The organism is Caldimonas sp. (genome assembly GCF_046291045.1).
Lineage (GTDB): Bacteria > Pseudomonadota > Gammaproteobacteria > Burkholderiales > Burkholderiaceae_C > Caldimonas.
Genome location: NZ_JBKBSL010000056.1, coordinates 1 through 12511, shown reverse-complemented (window position 1 = coordinate 12511; position 12511 = coordinate 1). Strand labels below are relative to the sequence as shown.

Sequence of the window (12511 nt, the reverse complement as noted above, 5' to 3'; positions counted from 1 at the left end):
CTAGGCAAAATGCGGCGCGCTGTCTCGCCTGCGGCCCCATCGGGCGGCCGCAGACCCGACGCCGCACGATCTCGGGTACAGTGCAAGTCTTGCGCCTGCCGGGACGCAACGCCGCTTTGGCTGTCCGCCCGCCACGGCGCCCTGGACCGAACCCCTGAACCGTCCAACTTGAATCCGCACAGCCCCGCCCCCCGCTGGTACTGGGAAGACTTCGCTCCCGGCACGGTGCGCGAGTTCGGCGCCAAGCGCGTCGAGCGCGACGAGGTGATCCGCTTCGCCCGCGAATTCGACCCCCAACCCTTCCATCTCGACGACACCGCAGCCGCCGCCCACCCGCTGTTCCGCGGCCTGGCCGCCAGCGGCTGGCACACGTGCGCGATGGTCATGCGCATGATGTGCGACGCTTATCTGCTGGAAGCCGCCAGCCTGGGCTCGCCGGGACTGGACAAGTTGCAGTGGCTGCGGCCCGTCTATCCCGGCGACGTGCTGCGCGTGCGCATGGAGACCTTGGAAGCGCGACCGATGAACAGCAAACCGCACGTGGGGCTGGTGCGCACGCAGTGGGAGGCCATCGCCCGCCGCCCCTCGGGCGAGGACGAGGTGGTGCTGCGCATGGAAGGTTGGGGCATGTTCCGGCGCCGTGGCGTGTCGGCGCCGGACGCGGCCTGATCAAAAACCGAGGGAGGCCAGCAGGTCGTCCACCTCGTCCTGCTTGAGCGCCTTGTCGGGCACCTGCGGACCGGCGAGTTCCTGGCTGGAGGGTACGCTGGCCGGCTTGCTACGCTCGACCGGACCGCCTCCTCCCACGCCCTGAAGTTGCTCGGGGGCACTGGCCACCAGCAGGTCCAGCAGCTGGCGCTCGGTGCGGGTGATGATGTCGATCACTTTCTTGATGACCTGGCCGGAGAGATCTTGGAAGTCCTGCGACAGCATGATCTGGCTGAGGATCTCACCCTGTGCGTCGGCAAAGCCGGCCGCGCGCTCGGCGTAGTCGGCACACAGCTTCATCATCGCGCGCGAGCGCTGAGGCGACAGATCCGCGGTCTCGGCCAGGCGGCGCAGGCTCTGCGCCAGCTCACGGCCCTGCGCCGCCATCTCGTCGCACCGGGGCTTGGCCTCGTCCACCAGGTTGAGCACTTTGTTGGCCGCGTCCTCGGTCATCTTGCCCACATAGGCCAGGCGCTCGCGCGCATCGGGGATCTCCTGGGCCACATGGTGCAACTCCTGGCCCGCCCCCAAGGCCAGCATCGCCTCGTGGAGCTGGCGCGTGATGCGGCCCAGCCACACGAAGGCTTCGTCCTTGGAAATGGTGAGCGTCGAGCCAGAATCGGTCTGCATGGAAGTTCGGGAGAGTACGGAGACGCGAAAGGGCCGCCCCTGTCGCCAGAGGCGCCGGCCCGGAGATTCTGCCAAAGGCGCCCCAAGTCTCCCATCATGGGCCGCCATGCCAGGACGTCCGAGGGGGACATGCCAGCCCGCGCTGCGCTACAGTGCGCGCAATGGCCGCCGTTCGGCCGATGGACCCTCCCCATGGCCAAGCCGACATTGTGGTGCCTGACAGCCCTTGCCCTGATGCTGGGTGCCGGGGTCACACAGGCCGAGGACGTGCGCTGGGATGCTCAGGGCGCCGCCAGCCTCGTCTTCACCATCGCCTCCCAATCCGAACACGAAGCCTGCAGCCGGCTCGCCTCGGGCGAGCGGGTGGTCTGGGCATTCGTCGCGCAAGGGCCGGTGGATTTCACTCTGCGCGACGCGCGCACCCGGCAGGTGGTGGGCGGCGCCACACGCAGTGCCGTGCGCGAGGCGCGCGACGCCCTGGACGTGCCGCGCGCGCAGAGGGTGTGCTGGGTCTGGGTCAACCGCGGTGCGGCCGACACCCAGGTGTCGCTGCAGCTGCGCAAACGCTGAATGCTGCTCGGGTCATGCCTGTCGATCCGGCCCTGCGCGCCCTGAACATCGATCTGCCGGCCCGGCCCGAGGTGCTGGTCCAGCTCTCGCTGCTGCTGGCCGAGGACGAGGTGGACTTCATCGCCATGGCCCGTCTGATCGAAACGGACATGGCTTTGGCCGCGGCCGTGCTCAAGGCCCTGAACGCGCCCATCTACGGGCTGCGCCACCAAGTGCGCACCGTGCAGCAGGCCCTGCAGTACCTCGGCAGCAGCCAGGTCGCGGCGATCGCCTACGAAATGGGCCTGCGCTCGGTATTCCCGAGCACGCCCGAACTGGATGCCCTGTGGACGCGCGCGAGCCGGCGCGGCTTGCTGATGGGGCTGATGGCCCGCCAGCTCGGGCTGAACGCCTTCGTGGCCCATTCGGCCGGGCTGTTCGAAGAATGCGGCAAGGCCGTGATGCTGCGGCATGCCCCGCAGCGCTACGGACCGATGCTCAAAGCCGCACCGTCGGACGACCTGCTGGTGCTGCAGGAGATGCAGGCCTTCGGTGTGAGCCACGATGCGCTGGGGGCTGCGCTGTGCGAAACCTGGATGCTCGATCCGGCGGCCATCGCCTGCGTGCGCTACCACGTGGCCGTGCACAGCGGCGGCACCTGGCCCAGCCTGCCCGCAGCCCGGCCGCTGTGTGCGCTGTCCACCGTGGCCCACTACCTGCTGCGCGCTCCCGACATGCTCGAAGCGGCCGTGCCGGCCGTCGCAGCGCTCGCGCCGCTGGATGAAGCGGCCCTGATGCAGACGGCCCGCGAGGTGCAGTGCGTGATGTCCACGCGCCTGTGAACTGCAGATCGGAACCGGGCCGACCGCCCTGACCCCTGCGCGACAAGTTTTCAGGACAAATCCGGGTGGTCCCAGCCGTAGGGGGGTGTCATCCTCGTTTTCCCTGGCTTTCGAGGTGATTCCATGAAGCGTCGACACATCCTGCGTGCCCTGGGCGGATCCGCCGTGGCCTTGGGCGTGGCCCCCTGGGTGCGGGCCCAGGCCTTCCCCAGCCAACCGATCAAGCTGCTGATCGCATTCCCTGCCGGCGGTCCCACCGACATCACGATGCGTGTGCTCGCCGAGAACGCCTCCAAGATCCTTGGCCAGACCGTGGTGATCGAGAACCGCTCCGGCGCCGGCGGCACCCTGCCCGCCCAGGCGCTGCAAACCGCCAAGCCCGACGGCTACACGCTCGCGCAGATCCCGCTGGGCGTGTTCCGCCTGCCCTACACCACCAAGATCAACTGGGATCCGGTCAAGGACATCACCTATGTTTTGTGCATCACCGGCTATGCCTTCGGCGTGGTGGTGCCGGCCGACTCGCCCTTCAAGGAGTGGAAAGACTTCGTCGCCTACGCCAAGGCCAACCCCGGCAAGCTCAGCTACGGCTCCACCGGCGCGCTGACCAGCCCGCACCTGACGATGGAGGAGATCGCGCAGAAGCTGGGCATCCAGCTCAACCACATCCCCTACCGTGGCAGTGCCCCGCTGATGCAGGACTTGCTGGGCGGCCAGCTCATGGCCGGCGCCGACTCCACCGGCTTTGCCCCGCACGTGGAAGCCGGCAAGCTGCGCCTGCTCAACACCTGGGGGGCCAAACGGCTCAAGCGCTTCCCCGACGTGCCCACCCTGATGGAGCTGGGCCTGGGCATCGTGCAGGCCTCGCCCTACGGCATCGGCGCGCCCAAGGGCATGGATCCGGGGCTGGTCAAGACCCTGCACGACGCCTTCAAGCAGGCGATGGAGATGCCCAACCACGTGGAAGCCCTGGCCAAGTACGACCAGGAGCTGATGTACATGAACTCGGCCCAATACACCCGCTTTGCCGAGGAGACCTTCGCCAAGGAGAAGGCCCTGATCGAAAAGCTCGGGCTGGCCAAGCCGAGCTGACCGCCCCGCGATGTGCCGGCGGCCGTGGCGGCCGGCACACGCTACGGCGCCACGTACGACCCCGACTTGCCGCCGTGCTTTTCCAGCAGGCGGATGCCGCCCATGGTCATGCCCCGGTCCACGGCCTTGCACATGTCGTAGATCGTGAGCAGGCCCACCTGCACGGCGGTCAGGGCCTCCATCTCGACGCCGGTGCGCCCGAGCGTCTCCACCTGGGCGCGGCAACGCACGCGGCAGGCCGCGGCATCGACCTCGAAATCGACCGCCACCCGGGTGATGGGCAAAGGGTGGCACAGCGGGATCAGGTCGGCCGTACGCTTGGCGCCCTGGATGGCGGCGATGCGGGCAATGCCCAGCACGTCGCCCTTCTTGGCCGTGCCGGCCACGATGGCCTGCAGCGTGGCCGGCAGCATCTCGATGTGGCCTTCGGCCACGGCCACACGGTGCGTCACGTCCTTGGCGGCCACGTCCACCATGTGGGCCTGGCCCTGCGCATCGAAATGCGTCAGACCGCCGGCCGCAGGGGTTGGAGCAAAATGATTCATGATCGGTGCATGATAGCGAGACCCGCCGGAGATGTTTCCCTCTTGTAAAGACGCCGAACCTCACCGTCTCCCCGGTTTCCAATGGGGCCGACTGCCACGAACCGGGCCTTGCGCCCTGGTAAGGTCCGCTCCATGCACCGCTTGTCGAACCGTCACCGCCTGACCTGTCTGACGCTTGCCCTGAGCCTGGGGCTGGGCAGCCTGGGCCCCGCGGCGGCCCAGTCCACGACCGCCCTGCCCGCATTGGGCGACACCGTCTCGGCCGACTTCAGCCCCGCCGCCGAACGCCAGCTCGGCGAACGCATCATGCAGGTGATCCGCCGCGATGCGGCCTACCTGGACGACGTGGTGCTGCAAGACTATCTGCTCTCTCTGTGGCGCCCCCTGCTGTCGGCCGCCCGTGCGCGCGGCGACCTCTCGAGCGAACTCTCCGATCGTTTCGCTTGGGAGGCTTTCCTCGTGCGCGACCGATCGGTCAACGCCTTCGCCTTGCCCGGCGGCTATGTGGGCGTGCACCTGGGACTGATCGGCATGACCACCACCGGCGACGAACTCGCCTCCGTGCTCGCGCACGAACTGGCGCACGTCACGCAACGGCACATCGCCCGGGGCCTGGCCCAGCAGCGCCAGCAGTCCATGCTCGCCATCGCCTCGATGATCCTGGGCGTGATGGCCGCCAGCCGCAGCCCCGACGCGGCCAGCGCCCTCATCACCGGCGGCCAGGCGGCCGCCCTGCAGGGCCAGCTCAACTTCTCGCGCGACATGGAGCGCGAGGCCGACCGCATCGGCCTGGGCCTGCTCGAAGGCGCCGGCTTCTCGGTACTGGGCATGCCCCGCATGTTCGAGCGGCTGCAGCAGGTCTCGCGCCTGAACGACAACAACGCCTTCCCCTACCTGCGCAGCCACCCCCTGACCAGCGAGCGCATCGGCGAGGCCCGCACACGCACCGGCCTGAACGGCCGCACACCACCGGCGCCCACGCTGGAGCACGCCTTGATGCAAGGCCGTGCGCGCGTGCTGATGGACCCGCGCCCCGACGCCGCTCGCAACTGGCTGGGCGCCGACGGCACCGCCTTGCCGGGCCGCGCCGGCGCGCTACTGCAAGCCAGCACCGAAGCCCACGCCGCCGCCGTCATGCGCGACTGGGCACGCATGCGCGACGCGCTCGAACGTGCCCAGCCCCTGGTGCAAGGCGACGCCCGTGCAACCCGGGCCCTGGCCCTGGTCCGTGCCGACCTGGCCCTGACCCAGGGCGAAGCTGCCCAGGCCCAGGCCGCGCTGGCCCCCCACCGCCGCGACGGTTCGCGCGCCGGCGAGCTGCTGGGGGCCCAGGCCGTCCTGGCCGACAGCGGCGCCGACCCGGGCTCGTGGCGGCGCGCCGCCGAGGAACTGCAGACCTGGGCCACGCTGCATCCACGCGACCACCGCGCCTGGGAACTGCTCGGGCAGGCCTGGGAACGCCTGGGCCAGCCGCTGCGCGGCATCCGCGCCCAGGCCGAGGCGCGCTATCTGCTCGGCGATCTGCAAGGCGCGATCGACCGTCTGCGCGCCGCGCAGCGACTGGGCCGCCCCGCCGAAGGCTCTGCCGACTTCATCGAGGCCTCGGTGATCGACGTGCGGCTGCGGGAGATCGAGGCCGAGTGGCTGCAGCGGCGCCGGGAAGAGATGGGGCGCTGACCGGGGCGTGAACCGCCTCAGTCGTCCTCGCTGCCGCGCACCACGCGGCGGATGACCTCGATGGCAAAGCCGCGCGCAGCCAGGAACCGCATCTGGCGCGCCCGCTCGGTGGCATCGGTGGGGGCGTCGCCGCCGAAACGGCGCGTCCAGACGGCACGAGCGCGTTCGAGTTCGGTGCCTCGCAATTGCTCGACGGCCCCGGCCACCGCCTCCGGCGCCAGACCGTGACCCTGCAGTTCCTGGCGGATGCGCGCCGTGCCCAGGCGGGCCGCCTTGCGGTGCAGCACCGATTCGACGAAGCGCTCCTCGCTCAGCCAGCCTGCGGCCTGCAGGGCGTCGAGCACGGCGTCGATGTCGTCCGCGTCATCGGCATGCGGAGCCAGCTTGCGCGCCAGCTCCACGCGCGAATGTTCACGCTGGGCCAGGTACTTCAGCGCCCGGCCCTTGAGGGAGAGCTTGGCAAAGCCCACGCCGGATCATTCCTCCAGGGACACTTCGGCGTCCTTGGCGGCCCGGGCCTTGCCCTTGCCAGCGGCCTTTTCGGGTTTGTCGGCCGCCGGGGCCGCGGCGCCCGCCAGCGCCGGCACCCCCAGGGCCTCGCGCACCTTGTTCTCGATCTCGAAGGCGAGATCCGGGTTCTCCTTCAGGAATTCGCGGGCATTGTCCTTGCCCTGGCCGATCTTCTCGCCGTTGTAGGCATACCAGGCCCCGGACTTCTCGAGCACGCGGGTGTTCACGCCCAGATCGATGATCTCGCCCTCGCGCGAGATGCCTTCGCCATAGAGGATGTCGAACTCGGCAGTCTTGAACGGGGGCGAGACCTTGTTCTTGACGACCTTGACCTTGGTCTCGCTGCCGATGACCTCCTCACCCTTTTTGATCGAGCCCACGCGGCGGATGTCCAGGCGCACCGAGGCATAAAACTTCAGCGCATTACCACCAGTGGTGGTCTCGGGCGAGCCGAACATCACGCCGATCTTCATGCGGATCTGGTTGATGAAGATGACCATGCAGTTGGTCTTCTTGATCGTGGCGGTGAGCTTGCGCAGGGCCTGGCTCATCAAGCGGGCCTGCAGGCCGGGCAAGGCATCGCCCATCTCGCCTTCGATCTCGGCCTTGGGCGTGAGGGCAGCCACCGAGTCGACGATGACGAGGTCCACCGAGCCCGAGCGCACGAGCGCATCCACGATTTCGAGCGCCTGCTCGCCGGTGTCGGGCTGGCTGATGAGCAGATCCTGCAGGTTCACGCCCAGCTTCTGCGCGTACTGCACATCCAGCGCGTGTTCGGCGTCGATGAAGGCGCACACGCCGCCTTGCTTTTGCATCTCGGCCACCACCTGCAGCGTCAGCGTGGTCTTGCCCGAGGATTCAGGGCCGTAGATCTCGATCACGCGGCCACGAGGCAGGCCGCCCACGCCCAGGGCGATGTCCAGGCCCAGCGAGCCGGTGGACACCACCTGGATGTCCTCGACGGCCTCGCCCTCGCCCAGGCGCATGATCGAGCCCTTGCCGAACTGCTTCTCGATCTGGGCCAACGCGGCCTGCAGGGCCTTGGCTTTTTCGGTGTTCAGGGCCTTGACGGGTGCGTCCACGGGTCTCTCCTTGAGGTCGGCAATGGGTGTCATGGGAGCCTGTCTTTACACACAGGCTGGATGCATGAACAGTATTCTGCGGGGAACGTACTTGCGAGTAAACAGATTTTTTAGTCAGTTTGCCTTACGATATCGGCATGTCCCCTTCCCTGCCCGATGACACCTGGCGCCAGACCCACCTGGGCCGCCTGCTGGGCCATGCGATGCGGCGCTTCGATGTCCGCGTGCTCGCGCTGATGGCCCGCGACGTGGAGGTGCCGCTGGCGCTGGCCCACCTCGCGGCGCGCCAGCAGGTGACAGCCGCGCACATCCACATCACCCGCCACCTGGCGCTGGAGGGCTCGCGCCTGACCGAGCTGGCCGCGCGCGCGGGCATGAGCAAGCAGGCCATGGGCGATCTGGTAGACCAATGCGAGGCTTGGGGCCTGGTCGTGCGCGAGGCCGACCCGCGCGACGCCCGCGCCCGGCTCGTGCGCTTCACGCCCGTCGGCCTGGCCTGGCTGGACGCCTTTCGACGTGCGGTGATGCAAGCTGAAGCCGAGTTCCGCAAGGAGGTCGGCCCGGAGATCGCCACCGTCGTGACCCTCGGCCTGGAGGCCTATGCGGGTGCCTGGTCGGCCTGAGGCAAGCCGGCTGAGGCGCAATCCCCCTAAAATCCTTGCACTCACAGGAGACAGCCATGCGCATCCTGATCGCGGAAGACGATCAAGTGCTGGCCGACGGCCTGCTGCGCTCGCTGCGCGGCGCGGGCTACGCGGTCGACCAGGTCGGCTCGGGCACCGAGGCCGACGCGGCGCTGGCGTCGCACGAGTTCGACCTCGTCATCCTCGACCTCGGCCTGCCCAAACTGCACGGCCTGGAGGTGCTGCGCAGGCTGCGCGCACGGGGCACGTCCACGCCGGTGCTCATCCTCACGGCCGCCGACAGTGTGGACGAGCGCGTCAAGGGCCTGGATCTGGGCGCCGACGACTACATGGCCAAGCCCTTCTCGCTGCAGGAGCTGGAGGCGCGCGTGCGGGCGCTGACGCGCCGCGGCCTGGGCACGGCCTCCACGCTGATCAAGCACGGGCCGCTGACCTTCGACCAGACCGGGCGCGTGGCCTACATCAACGACCAGATGATCGAGCTGTCGGCACGCGAGCTGAGCCTGCTGGAGGTGCTGCTGCAGCGCACCGGCCGGCTCGTGAGCAAGGACCAGCTCGTCGAGCGCCTGTGCGAGTGGGGCGACGAGGTGAGCAACAACGCCATCGAGGTCTACATCCACCGTCTGCGCAAGAAGATCGAGCAGGGCCCCATCCGCATCGCCACCGTGCGCGGCCTGGGCTACTGCCTCGAGAAGATCCCGCAGTAGCGCAGCAAGACTCACAGGCATCCCACCTTGGCCCGCGAACAGCGTTCGCTCTTCGGCGAGATCCTCGACTGGATGCTCGCGCCGCTGCTGCTGCTGTGGCCGATGAGCGTGGGCCTGACCTGGGTGGTGGCCGAGAACATCGCCAACCGACCCTTCGACCGCGCGCTCACCGAGACGGCGCGCAACCTCGCGCAGCAGGTGGCGGTCTCGCACAACGAGGTGGTGCTCCAGCTGCCGCCCACGATCTCGGAGTTCCTCAAGGCCGACAACGCAGACGACATCTACTTCCAGGTGCTGGGGGTGCGCGGCGAGTTCGTCAGCGGCGACCGCAGCCTGCCGGTGCCGGTGGTCGAGGAGCCGCACGACCCGGGCAGGGTAAAGCTGCGTGCCGACGAGATCGACAACGTGCCCATCCGCGTGGCCTACGTCTGGGTGGAGGTGCCCGGCGCCGACGAAGGTCAGCATGCCCTGGTGCAGGTGGCCGAGACGCTGAACAAGCGCTCGCACCTGGCCACCGAAATCATCAAGGGCGTGATCCTGCCGCAGTTCGTGATCCTGCCGCTGGCGGTGGTGCTGGTGTGGCTGGCGCTGTCGCGCGGCATCGCGCCGCTGTCGGAGCTGCAGCAGCGCATCCGGCGTCGCCAAAGCGACGACCTCAGCCCCATCGACGAGCATGAAGCGCCCGAGGAGGTGGCGCCGCTGGTGCGCTCGATCAACGACCTGCTCGCGCGCCTGGACCAGTCGATCAAGACGCAGAAGCACTTCCTGGCCGACGCGGCCCACCAGCTCAAGACGCCGCTGGCGGGCCTGCGCATGCAGGCCGAGCTGGCGCAGCGCGAGATCGACGCCGGCCAGCGCGATCCGCAGGAACTCAAGCGCTCGCTGCGCCAGATCGCGCGCTCCAGCCAGCGCGCCGCGCACATGGTCAACCAGCTGCTGGCCCTGGCGCGCGCCGAGAACCAGGGCCAGGCCCCGCGCCGGCACGAAGTGCCGCTGGGCGAGATCGCCACCGAGGTGGTGCGCGACTTCGTGCCGCGCGCGATGGACAAGCGCATCGACCTGGGCTACGAGGGCCCGCAGCGCGGCCTGGGGCCGGCCGGCCGCTCGTTGCTGCGCGGCAACCCGCTGCTGGTCAAGGAGCTGGTGCGCAACCTCGTCGACAACGCCCTGCTCTACACGCCCCAGGACGGCACCGTCACGGTCCGCGTGCTGCACGACCCCTTCGGCCAGGTGGTGGTGCTGCAGGTGGAGGACTCCGGCCCCGGCATTCCCGAGAACGAGCGCGAGCTCGTGTTCCAGCCCTTCTACCGTGCCCTGGGCACCGAGGTGGACGGCAGTGGCCTGGGCCTGGCCATCGTGCGCGAGATCGCCCAACAGCACGGCGCCGAGGTCTCGATCGAGGACGTGCGACCCGCCCCCGCCGAGGCCCGCGGCACGCGCGTGACGGTGCGCTTCCCGGTGGCGCGCGAGGCGATGACGCGCGATGCCGCGGCGAGCGTGCCCACCGATCCGCAGGAGGTGCATCCCTGATCGCTGATCGGGGAAGCCCTCCCTGGGCTTCTCTGGGAAAACACGGGTGTGCAAAAAAGAACGGCCGTTCTTTAATGCGCTCACCACGCCACGGCGGGCCCTGCACGGGCCTTGCTGCAGCAGTCGAGCGTGGACCCTGATCCCGAGGAGACACCCCGTGAAACGACGCTTCCATCGAAGCGCGCTGGCCCTGGCTTGCCTGGTCACCGCCGCCGCGCTGCCCCTGTCGGCCCAAGCCGACACCTACACCCAGACCCGCCATCCCATCGTGCTGGTGCACGGCCTGTTCGGCTTCGACGCTCTCGGGCCGATCGACTACTGGTACGGCATCCCCTCGGCGCTGCGCGCCGGCGGCGCGCGCGTGTACGTGACGCAGCAATCGGCTGCCAACGCCAGCGAGGTGCGTGGCGAGCAGCTCCTGGCCGAGCTGCGACGCCTCAAGGCCGCCTACGGGCACCAGAAGTTCAATCTCATCGGTCACAGCCACGGCGGCCATACCATCCGCTACGTGGCGGCCGTGGCGCCCGACCTCGTCGCCTCGGTCACCACCGTGGGCACGCCCCACCTGGGCAGCCCGGTGGCCGACGCCATCCAGGCCGGCACCGGGGTGACGGGCACGACCGCCACGGTCGCGGCCTTGGTCAACGGCTTTGCCAGCGTGATCAGTCTGCTGTCGGGCTCGCCGGGGCTGCCGCAGAACTCCGAGGCCGCGATGATCTCGCTCACCACGAAAGGCAGCGCCGCCTTCAACCAGCGCTTCCCTCAGGGCCGGCCCACGAGCTACTGCGGCCAGGGCCCGTCCAGCGTGAACGGCGTGCGCTACTACTCGGCCAGCGGCACCTCGGTGCTCACCAATGTGCTCGATCCGAGCGACGGCTTCCTGGGCTTGAGTTCCCTGGCCTTCTGGGGCCAGGACAACGACGGTCTGGTCGGACGCTGCTCCTCGCGCTGGGGCGTGGTGCTGCGCGACAACTACCCCTGGAACCACCTCGACGAGGTCAACCAGGCCTTCGGCCTGCGCGGACTGTTCACGCCCGACCCGGTGGCCTTCTACCGCACCCAGGCCAACCGGCTCAAGCAGGCCGGTCTGTGAGATGGCCGCTCGCCCCCTTGCGCTGACGCTGGGTGCCACCGCGGTGGCGGCAGCACTCGCCTGGGGCCTGCTGCGCGAGGCCCCCGACGGAAGCACGCCGGCTCCCGCGGCGGCACCCGTGGGCCGGGCCGAAGGCTTCAGCCTGATGGGTGCGGCGCCCTCGCCGCTGCGCAGCCTCGGCCCGGCGCTGGCGCGCTCGGTGGCCGATGTGGACCACGCCCTTTTCGTCGACGGCTCGCTGCGCGAGGCATCGCTGGACGGCGACTGGGGCGTGGATGCCCAGGGCCGTTTGCAGCCGAGCCTGGCTCTGCGCCGCCGCTTCGATCAACTGCTCACCACGCTGGGCGAGGTCAACCTGGATGAGCTGACCGCCTGGTTGCTCGACCGCACGCTGCGCGACGTGGGGCCGCAGGCCAGCACCGAGATCATGGCCGTGTGGGAGCGCTACATCGCGCTGCAGGACAGACGCCATGCCACGGCGGCCCGGCTGGACGACCCGCGCAGCTGGGCCCAGGCGCTGGCCGAGCGTCAGCGGGTGCGCCGTGAGATCCTGGGCCCGGTCTGGGCCGAGGCCTTCTACCGCGAAGAGGAAGAGGCGATGCGGCGCCGCATCGAGCAAGGGCTGCAGACGATCTCGCCGGCCCCCTCGGTGCCGGACCCGCTGCTGCACCCCGACCCCCAGCTCAGCGCCGACGAGCTGCACCGGCGGCGCATCGCGCAGTTCGGCGCGGAGGCGGCCGAACGCCTGCGCGCCGAGGACGAAGCCGAGGCCCGTTGGCAGGCCCGCCTGGCCCAGGCCCGCGAGCAGGTGCATGCGCTGCAGCAGGCCGCCCACCTGTCCGAGCCGCAGCGCCGCGACGCCATCGAGGGCTGGATCGCCGGCCATTTCGACGAGCGCGAGC

At 69.6% G+C, this 12511-nt stretch carries 14 protein-coding genes; 10 read left to right on the top strand and 4 right to left on the bottom strand.

Going from position 1 to position 12511, the window contains the following annotated elements; translation table 11 throughout:
- Nucleotides 1-168 precede the first annotated feature (168 nt).
- Nucleotides 169-669, top strand: a complete 501-nt coding sequence (locus ACK4ZD_RS14595) for a MaoC family dehydratase (RefSeq protein WP_409663635.1) — start codon at nt 169-171, stop codon at nt 667-669.
- Here ACK4ZD_RS14595 and ACK4ZD_RS14590 read toward each other — a convergent pair whose 3' ends face one another.
- The gene (locus ACK4ZD_RS14590; protein ID WP_409663633.1) at nt 670-1338 is read right to left on the bottom strand and encodes a protein phosphatase CheZ; all 669 of its coding nucleotides are present in this window, start codon (nt 1336-1338) and stop codon (nt 670-672) included.
- A gap of 192 nt (nt 1339-1530) precedes the next feature.
- Between ACK4ZD_RS14590 and ACK4ZD_RS14585 the strand changes: the two genes are divergently transcribed.
- From ACK4ZD_RS14585 to ACK4ZD_RS14575, 3 genes are all read left to right on the top strand, one after another.
- The gene (locus ACK4ZD_RS14585; RefSeq protein WP_409663630.1) at nt 1531-1908 is read left to right on the top strand and encodes a hypothetical protein; all 378 of its coding nucleotides are present in this window, start codon (nt 1531-1533) and stop codon (nt 1906-1908) included.
- A 14-nt stretch (nt 1909-1922) separates the two neighbouring features.
- Nucleotides 1923-2729 carry an HDOD domain-containing protein gene (locus ACK4ZD_RS14580; RefSeq protein WP_409663627.1) on the top strand — a complete coding sequence of 269 codons (807 nt, stop codon included), beginning with the start codon at nt 1923-1925 and terminating at the stop codon, nt 2727-2729.
- A gap of 123 nt (nt 2730-2852) precedes the next feature.
- Nucleotides 2853-3821 (top strand): Bug family tripartite tricarboxylate transporter substrate binding protein, encoded by a 969-nt coding sequence (locus ACK4ZD_RS14575; RefSeq protein WP_409663625.1) that lies wholly within the window; start codon nt 2853-2855, stop codon nt 3819-3821.
- Between the two features lie 41 nt (nt 3822-3862).
- Here ACK4ZD_RS14575 and moaC read toward each other — a convergent pair whose 3' ends face one another.
- On the bottom strand, nt 3863-4366 hold the full coding sequence (gene moaC / locus ACK4ZD_RS14570; protein ID WP_409663622.1) for a cyclic pyranopterin monophosphate synthase MoaC: 504 nt from the start codon (nt 4364-4366) through the stop codon (nt 3863-3865).
- A 132-nt stretch (nt 4367-4498) separates the two neighbouring features.
- Between moaC and ACK4ZD_RS14565 the strand changes: the two genes are divergently transcribed.
- On the top strand, nt 4499-6043 hold the full coding sequence (locus ACK4ZD_RS14565; RefSeq protein WP_409663619.1) for a M48 family metalloprotease: 1545 nt from the start codon (nt 4499-4501) through the stop codon (nt 6041-6043).
- 17 nt (nt 6044-6060) lie between these two features.
- Here the strand turns inward: ACK4ZD_RS14565 and recX are convergent, their stop codons facing one another.
- Both recX and recA read right to left on the bottom strand, forming a co-directional pair.
- On the bottom strand, nt 6061-6513 hold the full coding sequence (gene recX / locus ACK4ZD_RS14560) for a recombination regulator RecX (RefSeq protein WP_409663616.1): 453 nt from the start codon (nt 6511-6513) through the stop codon (nt 6061-6063).
- 6 nt (nt 6514-6519) lie between these two features.
- A complete protein-coding gene (recA, locus tag ACK4ZD_RS14555; RefSeq protein ID WP_409663614.1) occupies nt 6520-7635 on the bottom strand; it encodes a recombinase RecA in 1116 nt (371 codons plus the stop codon).
- Between the two features lie 137 nt (nt 7636-7772).
- Between recA and ACK4ZD_RS14550 the strand changes: the two genes are divergently transcribed.
- From ACK4ZD_RS14550 to ACK4ZD_RS14530, 5 genes are all read left to right on the top strand, one after another.
- Nucleotides 7773-8258 carry a MarR family winged helix-turn-helix transcriptional regulator gene (locus tag ACK4ZD_RS14550; RefSeq protein WP_409663612.1) on the top strand — a complete coding sequence of 162 codons (486 nt, stop codon included), beginning with the start codon at nt 7773-7775 and terminating at the stop codon, nt 8256-8258.
- A gap of 56 nt (nt 8259-8314) precedes the next feature.
- Nucleotides 8315-8986 (top strand): response regulator, encoded by a 672-nt coding sequence (locus tag ACK4ZD_RS14545; RefSeq protein WP_409663609.1) that lies wholly within the window; start codon nt 8315-8317, stop codon nt 8984-8986.
- Nucleotides 8987-9058: 72 nt separating this feature from the next.
- Nucleotides 9059-10516: a sensor histidine kinase gene (locus tag ACK4ZD_RS14540; protein ID WP_409663638.1), complete on the top strand. Its 1458-nt coding sequence runs from the start codon at nt 9059-9061 to the stop codon at nt 10514-10516.
- Nucleotides 10517-10673: 157 nt separating this feature from the next.
- On the top strand, nt 10674-11609 hold the full coding sequence (locus ACK4ZD_RS14535) for a lipase family alpha/beta hydrolase (RefSeq protein ID WP_409663606.1): 936 nt from the start codon (nt 10674-10676) through the stop codon (nt 11607-11609).
- A gap of 1 nt (nt 11610) precedes the next feature.
- Nucleotides 11611-12511: lipase secretion chaperone (locus ACK4ZD_RS14530; protein WP_409663603.1), on the top strand; the 901-nt coding region annotated here is incomplete at its 3' end.